We start from the raw sequence: 24,475 nt of genomic DNA on the forward strand, positions 1-24,475 counted from the left end.
AAGGACACGAACATGAAATGGTTTAACACCCTGAGCCATAACCGCTGGCTCGAACAAGAGACCGACCGCATTCTCGATTTCGGTAAAAACGCCTCCGTACCAACCGGCTTTGGCTGGCTGGGCAATAATGGTCAGGTTCGCAGCGATATGGGCACCCATCTGTGGATCACCGCCCGCATGCTGCACGTATACGCGGTGGCGGCAAACATGGGCCGCCCCGGCGCGTATGCCCTGGTTGAGCACGGCATTAATGCCCTTAACGGCCCGCTGCGCGACAAACAGCACGGTGGCTGGTACGCCTGCGTTAACGATGAGGGCGTGATGGATGCCTCCAAGCAGGGCTATCAACACTTCTTCGTGCTGCTGGGCGCGGCGAGCGCCGTCACCACCGGCCACCCGGAGGCGCGCAGGCTGCTGGACGATGCCATCGAGGTGATTGAGCGCTACTTCTGGAGCGAGCAGGAGCAAATGTGTCTGGAGTCCTGGGATGAAGCCTTCAGCAAAACGGAAGACTATCGCGGCGGCAACGCCAACATGCACGCCGTGGAAGCTTTCCTGATCGTCTATGACGTAACCCATGACCGGAAATGGCTCGACCGCGCCCTGCGTATCGCCTCGGTGATTATTCACGACGTGGCGCGCAAAGGGGAGTATCGCGTTAACGAGCATTTCGATGCGAACTGGAACCCAATCCGCGACTACAACATCGATAACCCTGCCCACCGCTTCCGCGCCTACGGCGGCACGCCGGGTCACTGGATCGAGTGGGGCCGTCTGATGCTGCACCTGCGCGCCGCGCTGGAAGCCCGCTTTGAAACCCCGCCGGAGTGGCTGCTTGAAGACGCGAAAGGGCTGTTCCACGCCACCCTCCGCGACGCCTGGGCACCCGACGGGGCGGATGGATTTGTCTACTCCGTGGACTGGGACGGCAAGCCAATCGTGCGCGAACGCGTGCGCTGGCCGATCGTCGAGGCGATGGGTACGGCATATGCGCTCTACACCGTGACCGGCGAAGCGCAGTACGAAGCCTGGTATCAGAAATGGTGGGATTACTGCATCAAGTACCTGATGGACTACGAAAATGGTTCCTGGTGGCAGGAGCTGGACACCAATAACGAAGTGACCACCAAAGTCTGGGACGGCAAGCAGGATATTTACCATCTGCTGCACTGCCTGGTGATCCCCCGCCTGCCGCTGGCACCCGGCTTAGCGCCTGCCGTAGCCGCTGGTCTGCTGGACAGCCTGGCCAAATAATAAAGACGGAGTTTTTATGCGTACCCTACACAATATAAATCTGAAAAATAATGAAAATGGTTTCACTCTTAGCTGGGAAAACCGCCTGATTTTATCCCACACCGCGGATGCCCCCTGCCTGTGGATCGGCGCAGGTGAGGCCGATATTGAGATGTTTCGCGGCAATTTCAGCATAAAAGACAAGCTCAACGAAAAAATTGCCCTGACGGACGCGACCGTCACGCAGAAAAGCGCGGGCTGGGCGATCCGCTTTACCCGCGGCGATGCGGTGAGCGCAACGCTTCTGGTGGGCGTCGATGTGGATGGCCGTCTTGAGCTGAAGCTTAAAAACGATGCCCCCGGCCATAACCGCATCTGGCTGCGGCTGGCGGCGCAGCCGGAAGATCATATCTACGGCTGCGGCGAGCAGTTCTCGTACTTCGATCTGCGCGGCAAGCCGTTCCCGCTGTGGACCAGCGAGCAGGGCGTGGGCCGCAATAAGCAGACCTACGTAACCTGGCAGGCCGACTGCAAAGAGAACGCGGGCGGCGACTACTACTGGACCTTCTTCCCGCAGCCCACCTTCGTGAGCACCCAGAAATACTACTGCCACGTGGACAACAGCTGCTACATGAACTTCGACTTCAGCGCACCGGACTTCCACGAGCTGGCATTCTGGGAAGATAACGCCACGCTGCGCTTCGAATGTGCGCAAACTTACGTCGATCTGCTGGAAAAACTCACCGGCCTGCTGGGACGTCAGCCTGAACTGCCGGACTGGGTTTACGACGGCGTGACGCTGGGTATTCAGGGTGGCACCGAGGTGTGTCAGCAGAAGCTCGACGTTATGCGCCAGGGCGGCGTGAAGGTGAACGGCATCTGGGCGCAGGACTGGTCCGGCATTCGCATGACCTCCTTTGGCAAACGCGTGATGTGGAACTGGAAGTGGAACAGCGAGCTTTATCCTCAGCTTGACGAACGTATTGCGCGGTGGAAACAGGAAGGCGTGCAGTTCCTCTCCTATATCAACCCGTACGTAGCCAGCGATAAAGATCTCTGCGAAGAGGCGGCAACGCGCGGCTATCTGACCAAAGACGCCGACGGCAAGGACTACCACGTCGAGTTCGGCGAGTTCTACGCGGGCGTTATTGACCTGACCAACCCGGAAGCCTACGGCTGGTACAAAGAGGTCATTAAAAAGAACCTGATCGCGCTGGGCTGCGGCGGCTGGATGGCCGACTTCGGGGAATATCTGCCGACCGACACCTTCCTGCAAAACGGCGTCAGCGCCGAGATCATGCATAACGCCTGGCCTGCCCTGTGGGCGAAGTGTAACTACGAGGCGCTTGAAGAGACCGGCAAGCTCGGCGAGATCCTGTTCTTCATGCGCGCGGGCTACACCGGCAGCCAGAAGCACTCGGTGATGATGTGGGCGGGGGATCAGAACGTCGACTGGAGCCTGGACGACGGTCTGGCGTCCGTCGTACCTGCGGCCCTTTCGCTGGCAATGACCGGGCACGGCCTGCACCACAGCGACATCGGCGGCTATACGACACTCTTTGAGATGAAGCGCAGCAAGGAGCTGCTGCTGCGCTGGTGCGACTTCAGCACCTTTACGCCGATGATGCGTACCCATGAGGGCAACCGTCCGGGCGATAACTGGCAGTTCGACGGTGACGCGGAAACCATCGCGCACTTCGCGCGCATGACCACCATCTTCACCACCCTGAAGCCGTACATCAAAGCCGCCGTCGCGCAGAACGCGAAAAGTGGCCTGCCGGTGATGCGCCCGCTGTTCCTGCACTACGAAGACGACGCGCGCACCTACACGCTGAAATATCAGTATCTGTTTGGCCGCGATCTGCTGGTGGCGCCGGTTCATGAAGAGGGCCGCCGCGACTGGACGCTCTATCTGCCGCAGGACAGCTGGGTCAACGCGTGGACAGGGGAAATCTGCCAGGGCGGTGACGTGACCGTTGATGCCCCGCTCGGCAAGCCGCCGGTGTTCTATCGCCAGCACAGCGACTGGGCAGATCTGTTTAGCACCTTACGTCATATTTGATAAGGCTCGCCCGCAGGGAAACCTGCGGGCAGACGGAGAATAATAATGAGTCAACATACTTCCGATCCGGCAACCCTAAGACTGCCGTTTAAAGAAAAACTCGCCTACGGGATGGGCGACCTCGGCTCTAACATCCTGCTGGATATCGGCACGCTCTATCTGCTGAAGTTCTACACCGACGTGCTGGGGCTGCCGGGCACCTACGGCGGGATCATCTTCCTGATTGCGAAGTTCTTTACCGCCTTCACCGACATGGGGACCGGGATCATGCTCGACTCCCGGCGCAAGATTGGCCCGAAAGGGAAATTCCGCCCGTTCGTTCTGTACGCAGCGTTCCCGGTGACCTTACTGGCGATTGCCAACTTCGTCGGCACACCGTTTGAAATCACCGGTAAAACGGTGATGGCGACGGTGCTGTTCATGCTGTACGGCCTGTTCTTCAGCATGATGAACTGCTCCTACGGCGCGATGGTGCCCGCCATTACCAAAAACCCGGACGAGCGCGCCGCCCTGGCCGCCTGGCGTCAGGGCGGCGCCACGCTGGGCCTGCTGCTCTGTACCGTCGGCTTTGTGCCGGTGATGAACCTGATTGAAGGTAACGACCAGCTTGGTTATATCTTCGCCGCGACCCTCTTCTCGCTGTTCGGGCTGTTCTTTATGTGGTGGTGCTACAAGGGCGTGACCGAGCGTTACGTCGAGACACAGCCTGCAAACCTGGCGCAAAAACCGGGCCTGCTGCAGTCGTTTCGCGCCATCGCCGGGAACCGTCCGCTGTTTATCCTGTGCATCGCTAACCTGTGCACGCTGGGTGCCTTTAACGTCAAACTCGCCATCCAGGTCTACTACACGCAGTACGTGCTGAACGACCCGATTCTGCTGTCGTACATGGGCTTCTTCAGCATGGGCTGTATTTTTATTGGCGTCTTTATGATGCCCGGCGCGGTAAGGCGTTTCGGGAAGAAAAAGGTCTACATCAGCGGGCTGATGATTTGGGTGGCGGGCGATCTGCTCAACTACTTCTTCGGCGGCGGCTCGGTGAGCTTTGTGGCGTTCTCCTGCCTGGCGTTCTTTGGCTCCGCGTTTGTGAACAGCCTGAACTGGGCGCTGGTGTCCGATACCGTGGAATACGGCGAGTGGCGCACCGGCGTGCGCTCCGAGGGGACGGTCTACACCGGCTTTACCTTCTTCAGGAAAGTATCGCAGGCGCTGGCAGGCTTCTTCCCGGGGATCATGCTCACGCAGATTGGCTACGTGCCTAACGTGGTGCAATCCGCTGGAACGGTTGAAGGGCTACGGCAGCTGATATTTATCTACCCGAGCCTGCTGGCGGTTATCACCATCGTGGCGATGGGCTGCTTCTACAACCTCAACGAGAAGATGTATGTGCGCATCGTGGAAGAGATCGAACTGCGCAAACGTACGGCATAAATGACGAGATAGAGCGCCCGGCGGGGCGCTCTGAGGATCGACCATGACACATAACAGTGATCCGTTAACCCTGAAGTTGAGCCTGCGCGAGAAGTGCGCCTACGGGATGGGCGATTTTGGCTCGAACCTGATGCTCTGTATCGGGACGTTGTATTTGCTGAAGTTTTACACGGACGAACTGGGCATGCCTGCGTTCTATGGCGGCATTATTTTCCTGGTGGCAAAGTTTTTTACCGCGTTGACCGACATGCTGACCGGCGTGCTGCTGGACTCCCGGCGTAACATCGGTCCGAGGGGGAAGTTCCGGCCATTCATTCTTTACGCCTCCGTCCCGGTGGCGCTGGTCGCGACGGCGCAGTTTATGGCCAATGACTTTAGCCTGACGGTGAAAACGGCCCTCGCCACCGTGCTCTTCATGATGTTTGGCCTTTGCTATAGCCTCATGAACTGCGCCTACGGCGCGATGGTTCCGGCTATCACCAAAAACCCGAACGAGCGCGCGCAGCTTGCGGCGTGGCGTCAGGGTGGCGCAACGGTGGGGCTGTTGCTCTGCACCGTCGGCTTCATGCCCATCCAGGCACTGTTCGTCAGCCAACCCTCCCTCGGCTATCTGGTGGCCGCGCTGGCGTTCGTCACCGGCGGCCTGTTCTGCATGTGGTGGTGCTATAGCGGCGTGAAAGAACGCTACGTGGAGCTCACGCCCGATCACCATAAGCCCGGCATGCTGAAATCATTCTGCGCGATTTTCCGCAATCCGCCACTGCTGGTGCTGTGCATCGCCAACCTGTGTACCCTCGCCGCGTTTAACATCAAGCTGGCGATTCAGGTCTATTACACCCAGTACGTGCTGAACGATCTGCATCTGCTGTCGTGGATGGGCTTCTTCAGCATGGGCTGTATTCTGATTGGCGTGTTTCTGGTGCCCGGCGCGGTGAAGCGCTTTGGCAAGAAACCGGTCTATCTGGGCGGACTGACGCTGTGGGCGGTGGGCGACGTGCTGAACTTCTTCTGGGGGACCAGCTCCCTGCTGTTCGTGCTCTTTTCCTGCATGGCCTTTTTCGGCACGGCGTTTGTGAACAGCCTCAACTGGGCGCTGGTGCCGGACACCGTCGATTACGGCGAGTGGAAAACCGGCATCCGCGCCGAAGGGTCGGTGTATACCGGCTATACCTTCTCGCGCAAAATCTCTGCGGCGCTCGCCGGTTTCCTGCCCGGGATTATGCTGACCCAGATTGGCTACGTTCCCCATGCGGTGCAGGGCGCGGGCACGCTGCTGGGCTTACGTCAGCTTATTTTCCTCTGGCCGTGCGGCCTGGCGATCGTGGCCGCCGTGACCATGGGGCTGTTTTATAAACTCAACGAAGCGCGCTTCGCCTTTATTATCGAGGAGATTGGAAAACGGAAAAGACAAACCGCGAATACCCCTGAGATAACCACCAACAATAAAGCGTCAGCAGTCACTTTATAACAATAAATCCGGCCATTCTTTCCTTCCTGTCAATCAGGAGGGTGGCCTTTCTGTACCTGATACATGGACAAATTATGAAAAGAATCATCACTGTACTGATCGTGTCGTCTGTGTCCAGCCCGGTATTTGCCGGAGCATATGTCGAAACGCGTGAAGCCTACAATACGGCCTCTGAGTTGCACGAGGTGATCCTGCGCGCGGGGTATAACTTCGACATGGGCGCGGGGCTGATGTTCACCAACGCCTATAACGTGGGGAAATGGGATGAACTCAAACACAGCTATAACGAAATTGAGGGGTGGTATCCGCTCTTCAAACCGACCGACAAACTCACCTTCCAGCCCGGCGGGTTAATTAATGACAGCAGCGCGGGGTCAGGCGGCGCGGTTTATTTAGATACCAACTACAAATTTACGGACGGGTTCAACCTGACGTTCCGCTATCGCTATAACCATAACAATTACGATACGCCGGACTATAACGGACAGATGGATAAAAACGACACGCACGAGTTTGCCAATTACTGGAATTTCAAAGTGACGGATGCGTTTTTCTACACCTTTGAACCGCACTTTTTCCAGCGGGTGAATGATTACCACAGCAAAAATGGCAAAGACCATCACTGGGAGATTACTAATAAGTTCAGCTATAAGATCGACAGAAACTGGTTGCCGTACCTCGAACTCCAGTGGCTGGACAGATGGAATGATTACAACCGGGAGCAGTACCGGATCCGGCTGGGGTTACGTTATTCGTTCTAACAAAAAAGCCGCTGAGGAATCAGCGGCTTTTTTTATTACGGATTGACCGTATTACTCTTCTTTCGCACCGCGCATTGCACGTTTACGATCGTTCTCAGTCAGGTGACGTTTACGGATACGGATTGACTGTGGAGTCACTTCTACCAGTTCGTCGTCATCGATGAATTCCAGAGCTTGCTCCAGGGTCATCTTGATCGGTGGAACCAGCACCGTTGCTTCGTCAGTACCGGACGCACGCATGTTGGTCAGTTTCTTACCGGTCAGGCAGTTTACAGTCAGGTCGTTAGAACGACTGTGAATACCGATGATCTGGCCTTCGTAAACTTCTGCACCGTGGCCCAGGAACAGCTTACCGCGGTCCTGCAGGCTGAACAGTGCGAACGCAACCGCTTTACCCTGACCGTTGGAGATCAGAACGCCGTTGTTACGCTGGCCTACTTCGCCCGGACGAACATCGTCGTAGTGGCTGAAGGTGGAGTACAGCAGACCCGTACCAGACGTCATGGTCATGAACTCTGAACGGAAGCCGATCAGGCCACGGCTTGGGATCACGTAGTCGAGACGTACGCGGCCTTTGCCGTCTGGATTCATGTTTTTCAGGTCGCCTTTACGCTCACCCAGAGCCTGCATCACAGAACCCTGATGCTGCTCTTCAACGTCCAGCGTGACGTTTTCGAACGGCTCTTGTTTACGGCCGTCGATTTCGCGGAAGATAACTTTCGGACGGGAAACCGCCATTTCGAAACCTTCACGACGCATGTTTTCGATCAGAACTGACAGGTGCAGCTCACCACGACCGGAAACGCGGAATGCATCAGCGTCTGGAGTTTCTTCAACGCGCAGCGCAACGTTGTGCACCAGCTCTTTGTTCAGGCGGTCAAGGATCTGACGAGAGGTAACGAACTTACCTTCTTTACCACAGAACGGAGAGGTGTTGACGTTGAAGAACATGGATACGGTTGGTTCATCAACGGACAGGGCTGGCAGTGCTTCGACTTTCTGCGGATCGCAGATGGTGTCGGAGATGTTCAGTTCACCCAGACCGGTGATGGCGATGATGTCGCCCGCTTCAGCGATGTCGCTCTCGATACGCTCAAGACCCAGGTGAGTCAGTACTTTACCGACTTTACCGTTACGGGTTTTGCCTTCGCTATCGATGATAGTGACCTGCTGGTTAGGCTTAACTTTACCGCGCTTGATACGACCAATGCCGATTACGCCAACGTAGTTGTTGTAGTCGAGCTGAGAGATCTGCATCTGCAGGGTGCCGTCGAGATCAACGTTTGGAGCAGGAACACGGTCAACAATCGCCTGGTACAGCGGGGTCATGTCTTCAGCCATGTCTTCGTGGTCCAGACCTGCAATACCGTTCAGCGCAGAAGCGTAAACGATAGGGAAGTCCAGCTGCTCGTCGGTCGCGTCGAGGTTAACGAACAGGTCGAAGACCTGATCAACAACCCAGTCAGGACGCGCGCCAGGACGGTCAACTTTGTTGATAACAACAATTGGCTTCAGACCATGAGCAAACGCTTTTTTGGTCACGAAGCGCGTCTGGGGCATTGGGCCATCCATTGCGTCAACGACCAGCAGAACGGAGTCTACCATGGACATTACACGTTCAACTTCACCACCGAAGTCGGCGTGCCCTGGGGTATCAACGATGTTGATACGGTAGTCATTCCATTTGATAGCGGTGTTTTTGGCGAGGATGGTAATCCCACGCTCTTTCTCCAAATCGTTGGAGTCCATCACGCGTTCTTGAGTTTCGGCACGAGCATCAAATGTACCGGACTGCTGCAGCAGCTTATCAACCAGGGTAGTTTTACCATGGTCGACGTGCGCGATGATGGCGATGTTACGCAATTTTTCGATCACAACTTTGCCTCAGGCATTTAGAAATAGCGCGTTATTGTACACGGATTAATCGCACTACAAAACAGGATCACAAACATCCCCCGCAAACAAGTATTGCAGAGATGCTTTGTGATCGCTTTCACGGAGCGGTAAAAGGGCACTTTAACGTAAATTGCACCAATATGGTGCTCAATGTTCACATTGAAGCACTATACTGGTGCAACAAATCCATTGTGGTGCAGCCCTTTTGCACTATGGTGCGCATGATAACGCCTTTTTGGGGTGTTTTAAAAGTTGGCACAGATTTCGCTTTATAAAAATACGGCAAAAAGATGGCATCACAGCCACCTTGATAGAAGTTGAAGACCTCGTTACCACGACGACAATGACCAATCTGGAGAGTTAAGTATGTCCGCTGAACACGTTTTGACGATGCTGAACGAACATGAAGTGAAGTTTGTTGATCTGCGCTTCACCGATACCAAAGGTAAAGAACAGCACGTCACAATCCCTGCTCATCAGGTGAACGCCGAATTCTTTGAAGAAGGCAAAATGTTTGACGGCTCCTCCATTGGTGGCTGGAAAGGCATTAACGAATCCGACATGGTTCTGATGCCAGACGCAACCACTGCGCTCATTGACCCGTTCTTCGAAGAGCCAACCCTGATCATCCGTTGCGACATCCTCGAGCCAGGCACGCTGCAGGGCTACGACCGCGACCCACGCTCCATCGCAAAACGCGCTGAAGAGTACCTGCGTTCTACCGGCATCGCAGACACCGTTCTGTTCGGGCCAGAGCCAGAATTCTTCCTGTTTGACGACATCCGTTTTGGCGCGTCAATTTCGGGTTCCCACGTGGCTATCGATGACATCGAAGGCGCATGGAACTCTTCCACCAAATACGAAGGTGGTAACAAAGGTCACCGTCCTGGCGTGAAAGGCGGTTACTTCCCGGTTCCTCCGGTCGATTCTTCACAGGACATCCGCTCTACCATGTGTCTGATCATGGAAGAGATGGGCCTGGTTGTGGAAGCGCATCACCACGAAGTGGCGACCGCTGGCCAGAACGAAATCGCTACCCGCTTCAACACCATGACCAAAAAAGCGGATGAGATTCAGATCTACAAATACGTTGTGCACAACGTTGCGCACCGTTTCGGTAAAACCGCGACCTTCATGCCAAAACCAATGTTTGGTGACAACGGTTCCGGTATGCACTGCCACATGTCTCTGTCCAAGAACGGCACTAACCTGTTCTCTGGCGACAAGTACGCGGGTCTGTCCGAGCAGGCGCTGCACTACATCGGTGGTGTTATCAAACACGCTAAAGCGATCAACGCCCTGGCGAACCCAACCACCAACTCCTACAAGCGTCTGGTTCCAGGCTACGAAGCACCAGTAATGCTGGCGTACTCTGCACGTAACCGTTCTGCTTCTATCCGTATCCCGGTTGTTGCGTCTCCGAAAGCACGTCGTATCGAAGTGCGCTTCCCGGATCCAGCGGCTAACCCATACCTGTGCTTCGCAGCACTGCTGATGGCCGGTCTGGACGGTATTAAGAACAAGATCCACCCTGGCGAAGCCATGGACAAAAACCTGTATGACCTGCCGCCAGAAGAAGCGAAAGAGATCCCACAGGTTGCAGGCTCTCTGGAAGAAGCACTGAACGCGCTGGACGCAGACCGTGAGTTCCTGACGGCTGGCGGCGTATTCACTGATGAAGCGATTGACGCTTACATCGCGCTGCGTATTGAAGAGAACGACCGCGTGCGTATGACTCCGCATCCGGTTGAGTTCGAACTGTACTACAGCGTTTAATCAAGTTGTTTTACCCGGCGTGATAAACGTCGGGAGTAGTTGCCGTGGAAACTTTTAGCCCATCTCCGGATGGGCTTTTTTCTCCACCAACAACCTGATCTCACGCGCTTTTTACGCCGAAAAAGCTATACTGCACTAAATTAGTGCAACCGACTCCAGGAGACTGCTGAATGGCAACTGGCACGCTGCCCGATGCTGGGCAGATCCTCAATTCCTTAATTAACAGTATTTTGCTGGTCGATGACGAGCTGGCGGTGCATTACGCCAACCCGGCGGCGCAGCAATTACTCGCCCAGAGCTCACGCAAGCTGTTTGGCACCCCGCTTCCTGAACTGTTGAGCTATTTTTCGCTGAATATTGGCCTGATGCAGGAGAGTTTGCAGGCCGGACAGGGGTTCACCGATAACGAAGTGACGCTGGTGATCGACGGACGTTCACATATTCTCTCTCTTACCGCGCAACGTCTTCCTGAAGGGCTGATCCTGCTGGAAATGGCGCCGATGGATAATCAGCGTCGGCTCAGCCAGGAGCAGCTTCAGCATGCGCAGCAAATTGCCGCCCGCGACCTGGTGCGCGGTCTGGCGCATGAAATCAAAAACCCGCTGGGCGGGTTACGCGGCGCGGCGCAGCTCCTGACCAAAGCGTTGCCCGATCCCGCGCTGGCAGAGTACACCAACGTTATCATTGAGCAGGCCGACCGCCTGCGTAATTTGGTTGACCGTCTTCTTGGGCCGCAGCAGCCGGGCATGCACGTATCTGAAAGCATTCATAAAGTGGCGGAGCGGGTGGTGAAGCTCGTCTCAATGGAGCTGCCGGAGAACGTCACGCTGGTGCGCGATTACGACCCAAGCCTTCCGGAACTGGCGCACGATCCGGACCAGATTGAACAGGTTCTGCTGAACATTGTACGTAACGCGCTGCAGGCGCTGGGACCGGAAGGGGGCGAGATTATTTTACGCACCCGTACCGCCTTCCAACTCACGTTACACGGCGTGCGCTACCGGCTGGCGGCACGCATCGACGTTGAGGATAACGGTCCGGGTATCCCGCCGCATCTGCAGGACACGCTGTTTTACCCGATGGTCAGCGGCCGCGAAGGCGGCACCGGGCTGGGGCTATCCATTGCCCGCAGCTTGATCGACCAACACTCTGGCAAAATTGAATTTACCAGTTGGCCGGGACATACCGAGTTTTCGGTTTTCCTGCCGATTAAAAAATAAAGGTGACGTTTATGCAACGAGGGATAGTCTGGGTAGTCGATGACGATAGCTCCATCCGTTGGGTGCTGGAACGCGCGCTCACTGGGGCAGGGTTAAGCTGCACGACGTTTGAGAGCGGCAGCGAGGTGCTCGACGCACTCACCACCAAAACGCCAGATGTTCTGCTTTCGGATATTCGCATGCCGGGAATGGACGGGCTGGCGCTGTTAAAGCAGATCAAACAACGCCACCCTATGCTTCCGGTCATCATAATGACGGCGCACTCCGACCTGGATGCCGCAGTGAGTGCCTACCAGCAAGGGGCATTTGATTACCTGCCAAAGCCGTTTGATATCGACGAGGCAGTGGCTTTGGTTGAACGCGCCATCAGCCACTACCAGGAACAACAGCAGCCTCGTAATGCGCCCGATTTTGGCCCCACCACGGACATCATCGGTGAAGCGCCTGCGATGCAGGATGTGTTTCGCATCATCGGGCGTCTGTCGCGTTCGTCCATCAGCGTATTGATTAACGGTGAATCGGGAACCGGTAAAGAGCTGGTTGCCCACGCGCTGCATCGCCATAGCCCGAGGGCTAAAGCGCCCTTTATCGCCCTGAATATGGCAGCCATCCCCAAGGATTTGATTGAGTCCGAACTGTTCGGCCACGAAAAAGGGGCGTTTACCGGGGCCAATACCATTCGTCAGGGGCGCTTTGAGCAGGCTGACGGCGGGACGCTTTTCCTGGACGAAATCGGTGATATGCCGCTGGACGTTCAGACCCGCCTGCTGCGCGTGCTGGCCGACGGACAGTTTTATCGCGTGGGCGGCTATGCGCCGGTGAAGGTGGACGTGCGCATTATCGCTGCGACGCACCAGAACCTGGAGCTGCGCGTGCAGGAGGGAAAATTCCGTGAGGATTTATTCCACCGCCTGAACGTTATTCGCGTTCACCTGCCGCCGCTGCGCGAGCGCCGGGAAGATATCCCGCGTCTGGCGCGTCATTTCCTGCAGGTGGCCGCCCGCGAGCTGGGCGTGGAGGCCAAGCAGCTTCACCCGGAAACCGATGCCGCCCTCACCCGCCTTGCGTGGCCGGGCAACGTGCGCCAGCTGGAAAACACCTGTCGCTGGCTAACCGTGATGGCCGCCGGACAGGAAGTGCTGATTCAGGATTTACCCGCTGAGCTGTTTGAAGCCACTGCACCAGAAAGCAGCACCGGTCACGCGCTGCCGGACAGCTGGGCGACGCTGCTGGCGCAGTGGGCCGACCGCGCGCTGCGTTCCGGTCATCAAAATCTGCTGTCTGAAGCTCAGCCTGAGATGGAGCGTACGCTGTTAACCACCGCGCTTCGTCATACGCAGGGTCATAAGCAGGAGGCCGCTCGCCTGTTGGGATGGGGACGTAATACCCTGACGCGCAAGCTAAAAGAGCTGGGAATGGAGTGATTTTGGCAGTGCCGGGTGGCGCTTCGCTTACCCGGCCAACAATGCGTACTTTCGTAGGCCGGGTAAGGCGAAGCCGCCACCCGGCAAAACGGTCTAAATAACCCGCGAAAACTGCTGCAGGCGCGCTTTTTGACGCAGATAGGCGTCAAAGCACATGCAGATATTACGGATCAACAGACGCCCTTTCGGCGTGACTTCAATCGCGCTCTCCGACACATCCACCAGCCCGTCTTTGGCCAGCGGCGCAATCAGCTTCAGGTCTTCCGCAAAATAATCGCTGAATTTCAGACCCCATTGTGTTTCCACGTCACTGAAATCGAGACGGAAATTGCAGATCAGCGCCTTAATCACATCGCGACGGATACAGTCGTCGCGCGTTAATGCGATACCGCGCCACAGCGCGTTGCCGGTCTCATCAACCTGCTGGTAATACTGTTTTAACTCTTTCTGGTTCTGCGCGTAGCAGTCGCCAATCATGCTGATGGCCGAGACGCCCATCCCCAGCAGGTCGGTATCGCCCTGTGTCGTGTAGCCCTGGAAGTTGCGGTGCAGAACGCCTTCCCGCTGGGCAATCGCCAGTTCATCATCCGGGCGGGCAAAGTGATCCATGCCGATAAATTGATAGCCGGTTTCGGTCAGCGAGGTGATGGTTTCCTGCAGGATATCCAGCTTCTGCTGAGCAGAAGGAAGATCGGCATCTTTTATTTTGCGCTGGGCGGCAAAGAGCGTAGGCAGATGCGCATAGTTAAAGACGCTCAGGCGGTCCGGGTTGAGTTCAGCCACGCGTTTCAGCGTAAAGGCGAAGCTCTCCGGCGTCTGCTTCGGCAGGCCGTAAATCAGGTCGATATTGGTCGACGTAAAGCCGATATCACGCGCGTGGTTGAGTAAGGCAAAGATAAATTCTTCGTCCTGCTCGCGGTTGACCAGACGCTGCACCTCTTTGTTGAAGTCCTGCACGCCCATGCTCAGGCGGTTGAAGCCTTCAGCGCGTAAGTGATCCAGTACATCCAGCTCGATTTCGCGTGGATCAACCTCGATCGAGATTTCAGCGTCGTCGTTAAAATTGAAGTTGCCGCGTAGCAACGCCATCAAACGGCTAATCTGCGCTTTATTCAGGTACGTTGGCGTGCCGCCGCCCCAGTGAAGCTGGCTGACGTGACGACCGGCAAACAGCGGTGCGCGGTGCAGGATTTCCTGCTCAAGCGCATCGAGATATTGATCGGCTTTATGCTGCTGGCGGGTCACGATTTTATTGCAACCGCAGAAGTAGCAAAGCTTGTGACAGAACGGAATATGGACGTAGAGCGACAGCGGACGCTCGGGATAGCGCGCGACAGCCTGCTGAAAATCCGCCTCGCCGAAAGCATCTGAGAACTCCAGCGCGGTGGGGTATGAGGTATAACGCGGCCCGGAATAGTTATATTTCTGGATTAGGGCCAAATCCCAGTCGATAGTTGGTGCTGACATGCTCACTCCTTCCGTTGGTGTCGCGTTCGTATACGGCGGCCCGTTCTGGCCCCGTTGCGGGCCATCATTCGGGTGCGCAGCCACTTCTGTCGCCGCGACAACCGCCGTAGTTTAACGAATAACCACACCAGATAACATATAACCGGAAGGGTTATAAGCAGGACTATCGTGCCTGCCGGGTGCAAATGTTAGTTTCCACCCTTCAGAAGACGCATCATATCTTCCTGCTTCTCGTCTTCTTCTTCGTCGTCTTCATCATCGTAAGACAGGCCCAGCTTCTGCATCAGCTCATCAATGCGGTCCAGTTTGGCATCAACCCATGACTGTTCTTCAGCGGTCAGGGTTTCACCCTCTTCAAGACGTTCCAGCAGCGCATCCAGGCGCTCATCGTTCTCCAGCAAATCCAGCTCAGCCTGCGGTGAAAGCATAGGTTTCTCGCTCTTTGGTTTGTGCTGCTTAGTGACCGGGGTGTCTGTCACGCCCAGTGGAATGGGAGTTTTACTGCCGATACGGGGATCTTTCTGCGCCTTACCTTTTGCAGAAGCGCCAGCTGCACCGCTACCGCTTGCACGGCTACCCGCAGCATGGCCACGATGCTTTTTATCGCGTTTGCGATCGCGCGCTTCCTGGTTCAGTTCTTCGCGCGTTTTGCGGCGTGCTTTTGCGGGGCGTTTCGCGCCCGCTGCGGAGGTCGGTTTTTTCATGATGTTTTATCTTTAAGTCGTTTTCTTCAGTATAGAATTGCGGCGAAATCTAGCAGAAAGCAAGCAAAGAAAAAAGGCGACAGAGCAATCTGTCGCCTTTTTTCCTGACTCATAACCCTTAACGGGCCAGACATTCCATGTTTGCCAACAACAAACCCTGTTTATCCCTTGGCTTATACCGTCCGTGATACGGTTCCGTTTCCTGTAATAACGCCTCCAGGCGCCCGTCATCCTGACAATCCTGAGTCTTCGCCTCCTGGCGCTCCTGACCCTTATCCTTAAGTCGTAATCCTGTTGGCATCCTCGCCTTGAAGCACACTTTACCTTTTTCCCTTAAACTAACAAGCAACGAAAGGGTACAAAAACGGATTTTCGGATTATTACTCACTATTAAGTCAATGATATTTAATAGATTGCATTTTTAAGGACCTGCGATTTCTCTTAAATGTCCCATAGAGTTTGTAGCCGATCTCTTACAAATTAGAGGGATTTCGCTTACAGGCCAGGTACGATGGGAAAAGCCTTTTGCCCACATTCAGGTATAATCCCCCGCAGATTACGATTTTTGGAGACGACCACGTGACTACCTGGAACTACCAACAGACGCATTTTGTCACCAGTGCGCCTGATATTCGCCACCTGCCTTCTGATACGGGTATTGAAGTGGCATTCGCTGGCCGCTCCAATGCGGGAAAATCCAGCGCCCTGAATACGCTGACCAATCAGAAGAGCCTGGCGCGCACCTCAAAAACACCTGGCCGTACTCAGCTGATCAACCTGTTTGAAGTTGCAGAAGGCAAACGCCTGGTCGACTTACCGGGCTACGGCTATGCGCAAGTACCTGAAGAGATGAAGATCAAATGGCAGCGTGCGCTGGGTGAGTACCTGGAAAAACGCCAGTGCCTGAAAGGTCTGGTGGTGCTAATGGATATCCGCCATCCGCTGAAAGATCTCGATCAGCAGATGATCGACTGGGCTGTAGAGAGCGATATCGCCGTGCTGGTTCTGCTGACCAAAGCCGATAAGCTGGCTAGCGGTGCGCGAAAAGCGCAGGTGAATATGGTTCGCGAAGCGGTGCTGGCATTTAACGGTGATGTGCAGGTTGAGCCGTTCTCTTCGCTGAAAAAGCAGGGCGTGGATAAGCTGCGTCAGAAGCTCGACAGTTGGTTTAACGAGCTGGAACCCGCGACAGAAGCGGAAGAAGAGTAAATATGAGCGCGGCAATGTCCGCGCTTTTTTTGGCCTGACATTTTATTTGCCGCAATAAAAAACGCCCCAGTCATTACTGACTGGGGCGGCTAAAATATTCAGCCAAATCCGATTACGTGAAGTAAAAGGTCTGAAAGATAGAACATCTTACCTCTGTACCCTACGTCGTTAACTCTACCCCTTTTTTATCTGTAGAAAAAGCACTTTTTGTAGTTTTTTTTCATTCTTTACATAGGGAATTCTAATGATTGTCACAAAACGCACGTCGCTATGTTGCTAACTTACATAAAACGCGCGTTATTCCATGAACCCTTAGTGAGCCTGATCCCAGTTTTCACCACTGCCCACTTCCACCAGCAACGGAACGTCCAGCTTCATGCTGCTTTCCATCAGTTCGTGGATCTTCTGAGACACTTTTTCAAGATCGTCTTTGTGCACTTCGAACACCAGTTCATCGTGTACCTGCATGATCATTTTCACGCGCGGTTTATCTTTTTCCAGCCAGGCATCCACGGCGATCATCGCACGCTTGATGATGTCAGCAGCAGTTCCCTGCATCGGGGCGTTGATAGCCGCACGCTCTGCGCCTGCACGACGCGCCGCGTTGCTGGACTTGATATCCGGCAGATAAAGACGACGACCATCCAGCGTTTCAACGTAGCCTTTCTCTTTCGCCTGCGCGCGGGTACGTTCCATATACTCCAGCACGCCCGGGTAGCGCTCGAAGTAGAGATCCATATATTTCTGCGACTCTTTACGCGGAATGTTGAGCTGGCGTGACAGGCCAAAGGCGCTCATCCCGTAAATCAGACCGAAGTTAATCGCTTTCGCGCTGCGACGCTGTTCGTTTGTCACGCTCTCCAGCGGCAGGCCAAAGACTTCAGCGGCCGTTGCCCGGTGGATATCCTTCCCTTCGGCAAACGCGGTCAGCAGGCCCTTATCACGCGACAGGTGCGCCATAATGCGCAGCTCAATTTGCGAGTAGTCCGCAGAGACAATCAGATAATCTTCTGGAGCGATGAAAGCCTGGCGAATACGACGCCCTTCTTCATTGCGCACAGGAATGTTTTGCAGGTTTGGATCGGTCGACGACAGACGCCCGGTTGCCGCCACAGCCTGGTGATAAGAGGTGTGCACGCGCCCCGTTTTCGGGTTAATCATCAACGGCAGCTTATCGGTGTAGGTCGATTTCAGCTTCGCCAGACCGCGATACTCGAGGATAACTTTTGGCAGTGGATAATCCAGCGCCAGCTCTTCCAGCACCTCTTCTGAGGTAGACGGTGCGCCGCCAGGGGTTTTCTTCAGCGGCTTGATGCCCTGCTTTTCAAACAGGATAGTTTGCAGCTGTTTAGGCGATGACAGGTTAAACGGCTCGCCTGCAAGCTCATGCGCTTTTTGCTCGAGCTCGGTCAAACGCTGCGCCAGCTCCCCGGAGTGATTATGCAGCACTGTTGGGTCGATTTTTACGCCGTTACGTTCAATGCGTGACAGCACGGGCACCAGCGGCATCTCAATATGCTGGAACACGTTCAGCGGACCTTCATGCTTCTGCAGCTTTGGCCACATCTTCAGGTGCAGCTGCAGCGTCACATCGGCGTCTTCAGCCGCATAACGACCCGCCTCTTCCAGGGCAATCTGGTTAAAGGTGAGCTGATTTTTCCCTTTTCCGGCAATCTCTTCAAAGGTGATGGTTTTGTGCTTGAGCCAGCGGTCGGATAAGGAATCCATATCATGACGGCCTGCCACGCTGTCCAGAATGTAGGATTCCAGCATGGTGTCGAAGGCGATGCCGCGCAGTTCAATGCCGTAGTTTTGCAGAATGCCGCGGTCATATTTCAGGTTCTGCCCAACCTTGAGCGCCTTTTCGTCTTCCAGAATCGGCTTCAGCAGCTCAAGCGCGCGTTCACGGGAGATCTGCTCCGGTGCATCCAGGTAATCGTGCGCAACAGGAACGTAGGCGGCAATACCCGGCTCTGTCGCAAATGACAGGCCCACCATGTTGGCCGAAATGTTATCGAGGCTGTCAGTTTCGGTGTCAAAGGCAAAGACCGGCGCTTTTTTTAGCTTCTCGATCCAGGCGACCAGCTGTGACTCTTCAAGAAGGGTTTCGTAGTTGTCGAAGGAGAGCGCGACGACCTCTTCGTCTGCCTGCTCTTCAGCATCCACAACTATCGTCTCTTTCGGCTTCGCGGCAGGTTTTGCGCCTTTTGCCTGCAGCCATTTGCCAGCTTCCACGTCAGTGGTCCAGCGCTTAAATTCGTATTTCTTAAACAGGCTCAGCAGATCGTCAGCGGAAGGCTGTTGCACTTCAAGCTGCTCACAGCCCAGTTCCAGCTCGACATCGGTTTTGATTGTGGCCAGCTTATAGGAGAGATAAGCCACCTCTTTGTTATCTTCCAGCTTCGCCGCCATGGTTTTCGCACCACGGAAGGTGAGCCCGGCGATTTTATCCGATTCCGCGTAGAGCGTATCCAGCCCTCCCAGCCCCTGAAGCAGCGCCTGCGCGGTTTTTTCACCGACGCCCGGCACACCGGGGATGTTATCCGAGGAGTCGCCCATCAACGCGAGGAAATCAATAATCAGCTCAGGCGGCACGCCATATTTTGCGACGACTTCTTCAGGCCCCAGAATGGTGTTGGTCATGGTGTTAATCAGGGTGATCCCTGGCGTCACAAGCTGCGCCATATCTTTATCACCGGTGCTGATCAGTACAGGACGGCCCATTTTTTCTGCTTCATGCGCCAGCGTGCCGATGACGTCATCGGCCTCAACGCCTGAAACGGCGAGCAACGGCAGCCCCATCGCTTTCACCATGGTGTGCAGCGGCTCGATCTGCGCTCGCAGATCGTCAGGCATAGGCGGACGATGGGATTTGTAATGCTCAAACAACTCGTCGCGGAAGGTTTTACCTTTTGCATCAAATACCACTGCCGCATGAGTTGGCTGATACTGAAGGATCAGGCTGCGCAGCATGTTCAGCACGCCGTACATTGCGCCGGTGGGTTCCCCTGCGCTGTTGGTCAGAGGAGGAAACGCATGGTATGCCCGATACAGGTAAGATGAGCCGTCGACGAGAATAAGAGGGTTTTCTGGGATCTGAACCATAATGTCCGTGCCTTTAATCAATTTATGGGTAAAGGATGCCACAGAAGGATGAAAACATCAGTTATTAGCGCCGGATACAGGAAAAGATTTTGCGATCGTGAGGATCGCTCGCAAAAATCAAACTGTGGATAAGTTTGTGCATACTTTCAATTCATATGAATAACAGCCGTAAAAATACCGATCCTCGATATAATTTATTGTTTATTATCATCATATTAAACCAGTGATCATTACCCATAATGCTAACTGATGACAATTTAGTCTATGTGGATATAAGCATCATTTATTACGTAATCGTAGAGAAATCTGCTGTAGCAGGTAAAAGCCGCTCCCCCGCCGTGTGAAAGCACCATTCTTTTGTCTGTTTTCTGATAAACTCAGCGCCCTGCGCCGGATATGCGGCGGCTTAATTTAAGCTAACCACCTGAAAATACTGATTATGTCGAGATTGCTCGCTGCAATAACATTACTGTTAAGCATCATTTCAACCATTCTGGTCACCATCGCCTGTTCAGTGCCGATCATTATTGCCGGAATGATTAAGCTGCTGCTGCCTGTGCACTCGGTGTGGCGAGCCGTTTCTGCGTTTTGTAATTTTATGATGTATTGCTGGTGCGAAGGGCTGGCGATTCTGCTGTGCCTTAACCCGCACCTGAAGTGGGATGTTCAGGGTCTGGAAAGACTTAACAAAAAGAACTGGTATCTGCTGATCTGCAATCATCACAGCTGGGCTGACATCGTGGTGTTATGTGTGCTGTTTCGCAAACATATCCCGATGAATAAATATTTCCTGAAACAGCAACTGGCCTGGGTGCCTTTCATTGGCCTGGCCTGCTGGGCGCTGGATATGCCGTTTATGAAACGCTATTCACGCAGCTATTTACTTCGTCACCCGGAACGGCGCGGCAAAGATGTTGAAACCACACGCCGCTCCTGCGAAAAATTTCGCGCACATCCAACGACGATTGTTAACTTTGTAGAAGGCTCTCGTTTTACCGAAGAGAAGCGTAGTCAGACTCGCTCCCCTTATCAGAACTTACTGCCGCCAAAAGCTGCGGGCATTGCGATGGCATTAAACGTATTGGGCGAGCAGTTCGATAAATTATTAAACGTTACGCTTTGCTACCCGGAGAACGATAAGACGCCATTTTATGACATGCTCAGCGGCAAACTGACGCGTATTGTGGTTCACGTTGATCTGGTGCCTGTTGAGACGGAACTGCACGGTGATTATGTAAACGATAAGAATTTTAAACGTCGTTTCCAGCTTTGGCTTAATACGCTCTGGAAAGAGAAAGACGAGCAGATAGATAACATTAAAGCTTCCTACAAAAACGCCGGTCATTGACCGGCGTTTTTACATCAACAATCTTACTTCTTCTCAACCAGATATTTCACGGTATCAGCATACTGTTGTACGAAGATATCCATGCTGCTGGTATCCATACCACGCGTATTCACCTGGTATTTTCCGTTAACATACATCGCTGGTACGCCCTGCAACTGCAGGTCAGCGGCGGCTTTTTCCTGCTGAGCAACGAGAGATTTCACCACAAAGCTGTTCCAGGCCGCATCGTACTCTTCACCTTTCACACCGGCATCCACAAACACTTTACGGATATCCGCGGTGGTCTGAACGGTCTGGGTTTTCTGTACGGCTTCAAACATTGGGGCGGTGATCTTATCTTCCACGCCCAGTGCGATAGCTACCGCCCACGCCTGAGTCAGGTCTTTGCCCAACGGGCCCAGGAACTCAACGTGGTATTTCGTCATTTTGGTGCCTTCTGGCAGCTTTTTCTTCACGTTGTCAGAAACATGCAGCACCTGCTCAAACTCGTAGCAGTGTGGGCAATAGAACGAGAAGAACTCCAGAACCTGTGGCTCTCCGGCCACTGGCTTGTCCAGCGTGATGTACTGCTTACCATCGGTAAACTGTGCAGCAGAAGCGCTAAATGCCAGAATCATACCTGCCAGCGCCAGCCAAATTTTTTTCATGATCAACTCTCTCCTGGGTGTGTCCAATTAATACATCGGCGTTAATTGCAGAGGGGGTTCTTGCAGAACCTTAACCTGCTCAGTAAATGTGGATATCTGGCTGCGCCAGTAATCCTCTCCGGTAAGCCACGGGAAATTTCGGGGAAATGCGGGATCATCCCAACGCCTGATTAACCATGCGAGATAATAAACAAAACGCATCGCTCGTAAAGGCTCTATCAAGGCAATTTCGTCTGAATTAAAGGGGCTAAATTCTTCATATGCTTCAATAATGGTTTCAAGCTGCATTCTCTGCTCGGCTTTATCACCATTGAGCAGCATCCACAGATCCTGTACCGCTGGCCCCATGCGCGCATCATCGAGATCGACAAACAGTGGGCCATCGCGCCAGAGAATATTGCCAGCATGGCAATCTCCGTGCAGACGCAGAGTGGGGATATCGTTACGCCAACAGGCTTCAACCGCCTCAATAAGTTTGTCGGTCGCGCTAAGGAAATTAGCCTTTAATCCACCAGGAATAAGTGCCGAGGTTTCGAATACCTGCCGTGGCTCGGTAAGGTATTCCTGAACACCGATGGTCGGGCGGGCAATAAACGGCTTTTTACGTCCCGTCTGATGAATGCGCCCCAGGTAGCGGGCAACCCATTCCATTTGGTCGATATTATCAGCTTCAAACTGACGACCACCCAGGCTGGGGAAAACAGCGTAATAAAACCCTTCGTGGGTAAGCAGCGTTTGGTTGTTAAATTTCAACGGTGCAGCGACGGGAACATCGTCATCCAGCAGATCGTGGGCAAACTGATGCTCTTCCTGAATTTGTTCTGCAGACCAACGCTTAGGACGATAGAACTTTACAACGAAGCGCTGGCGCTCCTCATCCTGAAACTGATAGACGCGATTTTCGTAGCTATTTAAAGGGGTTAACCCGGAATCCACTCGAATACCCTGATCGAACAGGGCGTCCATAATGGTATCCGGGTGTAATGTCTGGAAAGTAAAAGCCTGGTCGTTCATCCGATCATCCGGAAATTATACGAATGATTCAGGATATCATCTTGTGGCGATTTCGGTGGCTCCGCTTACAAGCTTTTACTCTTTAATTACCCCACGCGCGCGCAGCAATGCGCTTTTAAAATCTTCCTCATAATCTTTCTGAATACCAGGAATAACAGCGTCTTTGGCTGAATCACGCATTTTAAGGTGGTAGATCAGGATGTCGTCAGAAAGGTCTTCCAGTTCGCCGTCAAAACCTGACTCTTTCGCCAGTTTCTGTAAAAATTGCATCAGATTCAGCTCTGGCTCTTTTTGCCAGGCCGGCTGGAGGAGTTCAATAACTTCATTCAGACGTTTACATTTCATGGTGGTGCTCCTTTCATTTAGAGAGACACGTTAGCAGGGTCAATCCCACAATAAAAGAGGCGATATTAGTGAATGAGTGCCAGAAAATCATCGGTGTCGTTCTGGCCGGTGGCAGAGCGACCCGAATGGGTGGAGAAGATAAGGGGTTACAGCAGCTGAATGGCAAGCCCTTATGGCAGCATGTCGCTGATGCGCTTGCAGATCAGGTGTCGACAATCGTGCTCAGTGCTAATCGTCATATCGCTGTTTACCAACGCAGCGGATTTCCCGTTTATCAGGATAACCTGGCAGATTATCCGGGGCCTTTGGCTGGGATGCTCTCGGTCATGCAGCAGGCCAAGGGAGAGTGGTTTCTCTTTTGCTCCTGCGATACACCGTTTATCCCGGCTTGCCTGGTAGAACGCATGGTACAACAGCGCGGTGACTCGCCCGTGGTTTGGGTACATGACGGTGAGCGTGATCATCCAACTATCACACTGATTCATATATCGTTAGTTTCTGACCTGCAGGCTTATCTGGCTGCTGGAGAAAGAAGGGTAATGGTGTTTATGCGGCGGGCAGGCGGGCATCCGGTTGATTTTAGCGATTTGAAGCCAGCATTTGTGAACGTGAATACGACAGAAGATTTGCAGGCTTTGCAGGAGAAGAAATGACACCTGTTTTAGCAATTTCCGCCTGGAGTGGTACCGGAAAAACCACGTTACTCAAAAAGCTGATACCAGCACTGTGCGCCAGAGGTATTCGTCCAGGTTTGATTAAGCACACGCATCATAATATGGATGTCGATAAGCCGGGTAAAGACAGCTATGAGCTGCGTAAAGCGGGTGCGGCACAAACGATGGTGGCAAGCACTCAGCGCTGGGCGTTGATGACAGAAACCCCCGATGAGGCGCCATTGGATCTCGCGTATCTGGTCAGCCGGATGGATCACTCCACGCTGGATCTGGTGCTGGTTGAGGGGTTTAAGCACGAGGCTGTGGCGAAGATCCTGCTATTCAGAAGCGATGCCGGGCATGATGTTAGTGAGTTAACGCTGGATGAGCATGTGATTGCGGTGGCCAGTGATGTTGTATTGCCGCTTGAAGTTCCGGTGCTGGATTTAAATGATGTGGATGGGATTGCGGAGTTTATTGTAGCGTGGAGTGCGATCTGACTTGCCGGGTGGCGGCTTTGCCTTACCCGGCCTACAAAGTACGTTAGTTCAGAACGCAAAAAGGCCATCCTTTCGGATGGCCTCTCTACTTAATTGATGCCTGGCAGTTCCCTACTCTCACATGGGGAGACCCCACACTACCATCGGCGCTACGGCGTTTCACTTCTGAGTTCGGCATGGGGTCAGGTGGGACCACCGCGCTAAAGCCGCCAGGC

General features: G+C 54.0%; 19 protein-coding genes and 1 rRNA gene. 12 read left to right on the forward strand and 8 right to left on the reverse strand.

Annotation, left to right across the window (positions count from 1 at the left end):
• Positions 1–12: 12 nt before the first annotated feature.
• The 5 genes from yihS to ompL all read left to right on the forward strand — a co-directional run bounded on the left by yihS (position 13) and on the right by ompL (position 6,952).
• Entirely contained in the window at positions 13–1,254 is a 1,242-nt protein-coding gene (gene yihS / locus K5E19_RS19275; RefSeq protein ID WP_221552622.1) for a sulfoquinovose isomerase, read from the forward strand.
• Positions 1,255–1,270: 16 nt separating this feature from the next.
• A complete protein-coding gene (locus tag K5E19_RS19280; RefSeq protein ID WP_221552623.1) occupies positions 1,271–3,295 on the forward strand; it encodes an alpha-glucosidase in 2,025 nt (674 codons plus the stop codon).
• Between the two features lie 45 nt (positions 3,296–3,340).
• Complete coding sequence (locus K5E19_RS19285; protein ID WP_221552624.1) at positions 3,341–4,723, forward strand: MFS transporter; 1,383 nt, start codon at positions 3,341–3,343, stop codon at positions 4,721–4,723.
• A 43-nt stretch (positions 4,724–4,766) separates the two neighbouring features.
• Positions 4,767–6,191 (forward strand): MFS transporter, encoded by a 1,425-nt coding sequence (locus tag K5E19_RS19290; protein ID WP_221552625.1) that lies wholly within the window; start codon positions 4,767–4,769, stop codon positions 6,189–6,191.
• Between the two features lie 74 nt (positions 6,192–6,265).
• Positions 6,266–6,952: a porin OmpL gene (gene ompL, locus K5E19_RS19295; protein ID WP_221552626.1), complete on the forward strand. Its 687-nt coding sequence runs from the start codon at positions 6,266–6,268 to the stop codon at positions 6,950–6,952.
• Positions 6,953–7,003: 51 nt separating this feature from the next.
• Here ompL and typA read toward each other — a convergent pair whose 3' ends face one another.
• Positions 7,004–8,827, reverse strand: coding sequence for a ribosome-dependent GTPase TypA (gene typA, locus K5E19_RS19300; RefSeq protein ID WP_010436831.1), 1,824 nt, complete (start codon positions 8,825–8,827; stop codon positions 7,004–7,006).
• A 387-nt stretch (positions 8,828–9,214) separates the two neighbouring features.
• On the opposite strand from typA, the gene glnA reads away from it, so the two are divergent.
• The 3 genes from glnA to glnG all read left to right on the forward strand — a co-directional run bounded on the left by glnA (position 9,215) and on the right by glnG (position 13,268).
• The gene (gene glnA / locus K5E19_RS19305; RefSeq protein ID WP_010436828.1) at positions 9,215–10,624 is read left to right on the forward strand and encodes a glutamate--ammonia ligase; all 1,410 of its coding nucleotides are present in this window, start codon (positions 9,215–9,217) and stop codon (positions 10,622–10,624) included.
• 170 nt (positions 10,625–10,794) lie between these two features.
• Entirely contained in the window at positions 10,795–11,844 is a 1,050-nt protein-coding gene (gene glnL, locus K5E19_RS19310; RefSeq protein ID WP_010436825.1) for a nitrogen regulation protein NR(II), read from the forward strand.
• 11 nt (positions 11,845–11,855) lie between these two features.
• A complete protein-coding gene (gene glnG, locus K5E19_RS19315) occupies positions 11,856–13,268 on the forward strand; it encodes a nitrogen regulation protein NR(I) (protein ID WP_042716381.1) in 1,413 nt (470 codons plus the stop codon).
• A gap of 93 nt (positions 13,269–13,361) precedes the next feature.
• Here glnG and hemN read toward each other — a convergent pair whose 3' ends face one another.
• Both hemN and yihI read right to left on the reverse strand, forming a co-directional pair.
• Positions 13,362–14,735 carry an oxygen-independent coproporphyrinogen III oxidase gene (gene hemN, locus K5E19_RS19320; RefSeq protein WP_221552628.1) on the reverse strand — a complete coding sequence of 458 codons (1,374 nt, stop codon included), beginning with the start codon at positions 14,733–14,735 and terminating at the stop codon, positions 13,362–13,364.
• Between the two features lie 188 nt (positions 14,736–14,923).
• Positions 14,924–15,439 (reverse strand): Der GTPase-activating protein YihI, encoded by a 516-nt coding sequence (yihI, locus tag K5E19_RS19325; protein WP_221552629.1) that lies wholly within the window; start codon positions 15,437–15,439, stop codon positions 14,924–14,926.
• A gap of 579 nt (positions 15,440–16,018) precedes the next feature.
• Between yihI and yihA the strand changes: the two genes are divergently transcribed.
• Entirely contained in the window at positions 16,019–16,648 is a 630-nt protein-coding gene (gene yihA, locus K5E19_RS19330; RefSeq protein WP_010436812.1) for a ribosome biogenesis GTP-binding protein YihA/YsxC, read from the forward strand.
• 312 nt (positions 16,649–16,960) lie between these two features.
• Here yihA and polA read toward each other — a convergent pair whose 3' ends face one another.
• On the reverse strand, positions 16,961–19,753 hold the full coding sequence (gene polA / locus K5E19_RS19335) for a DNA polymerase I (protein ID WP_221552630.1): 2,793 nt from the start codon (positions 19,751–19,753) through the stop codon (positions 16,961–16,963).
• 439 nt (positions 19,754–20,192) lie between these two features.
• Between polA and K5E19_RS19340 the strand changes: the two genes are divergently transcribed.
• Positions 20,193–21,101, forward strand: coding sequence for an acyltransferase (locus K5E19_RS19340; protein WP_221552631.1), 909 nt, complete (start codon positions 20,193–20,195; stop codon positions 21,099–21,101).
• Positions 21,102–21,124: 23 nt separating this feature from the next.
• Here K5E19_RS19340 and dsbA read toward each other — a convergent pair whose 3' ends face one another.
• The 3 genes from dsbA to K5E19_RS19355 form a co-directional block, all read right to left on the reverse strand.
• Positions 21,125–21,748 (reverse strand): thiol:disulfide interchange protein DsbA, encoded by a 624-nt coding sequence (dsbA, locus tag K5E19_RS19345; RefSeq protein WP_211450047.1) that lies wholly within the window; start codon positions 21,746–21,748, stop codon positions 21,125–21,127.
• Positions 21,749–21,775: 27 nt separating this feature from the next.
• Positions 21,776–22,762 (reverse strand): serine/threonine protein kinase, encoded by a 987-nt coding sequence (locus K5E19_RS19350; RefSeq protein WP_221552632.1) that lies wholly within the window; start codon positions 22,760–22,762, stop codon positions 21,776–21,778.
• Positions 22,763–22,837: 75 nt separating this feature from the next.
• A complete protein-coding gene (locus K5E19_RS19355; protein WP_221552633.1) occupies positions 22,838–23,107 on the reverse strand; it encodes a YihD family protein in 270 nt (89 codons plus the stop codon).
• Between the two features lie 68 nt (positions 23,108–23,175).
• On the opposite strand from K5E19_RS19355, the gene mobA reads away from it, so the two are divergent.
• Positions 23,176–23,760, forward strand: a complete 585-nt coding sequence (gene mobA / locus K5E19_RS19360) for a molybdenum cofactor guanylyltransferase MobA (RefSeq protein ID WP_221552634.1) — start codon at positions 23,176–23,178, stop codon at positions 23,758–23,760.
• Positions 23,757–24,260, forward strand: coding sequence for a molybdopterin-guanine dinucleotide biosynthesis protein MobB (gene mobB, locus K5E19_RS19365; RefSeq protein WP_221552635.1), 504 nt, complete (start codon positions 23,757–23,759; stop codon positions 24,258–24,260). Before mobA ends, mobB begins: the two co-directional genes overlap by 4 nt.
• Positions 24,261–24,358: 98 nt before the next feature.
• Here mobB and rrf read toward each other — a convergent pair.
• A 5S ribosomal RNA gene (rrf, locus tag K5E19_RS19370) occupies positions 24,359–24,474 on the reverse strand.
• Position 24,475 lies beyond the last annotated feature (1 nt).

Origin of the sequence: Enterobacter sp. RIT637, from assembly GCF_019718755.1 — a bacterium.
GTDB lineage: Bacteria > Pseudomonadota > Gammaproteobacteria > Enterobacterales > Enterobacteriaceae > Enterobacter.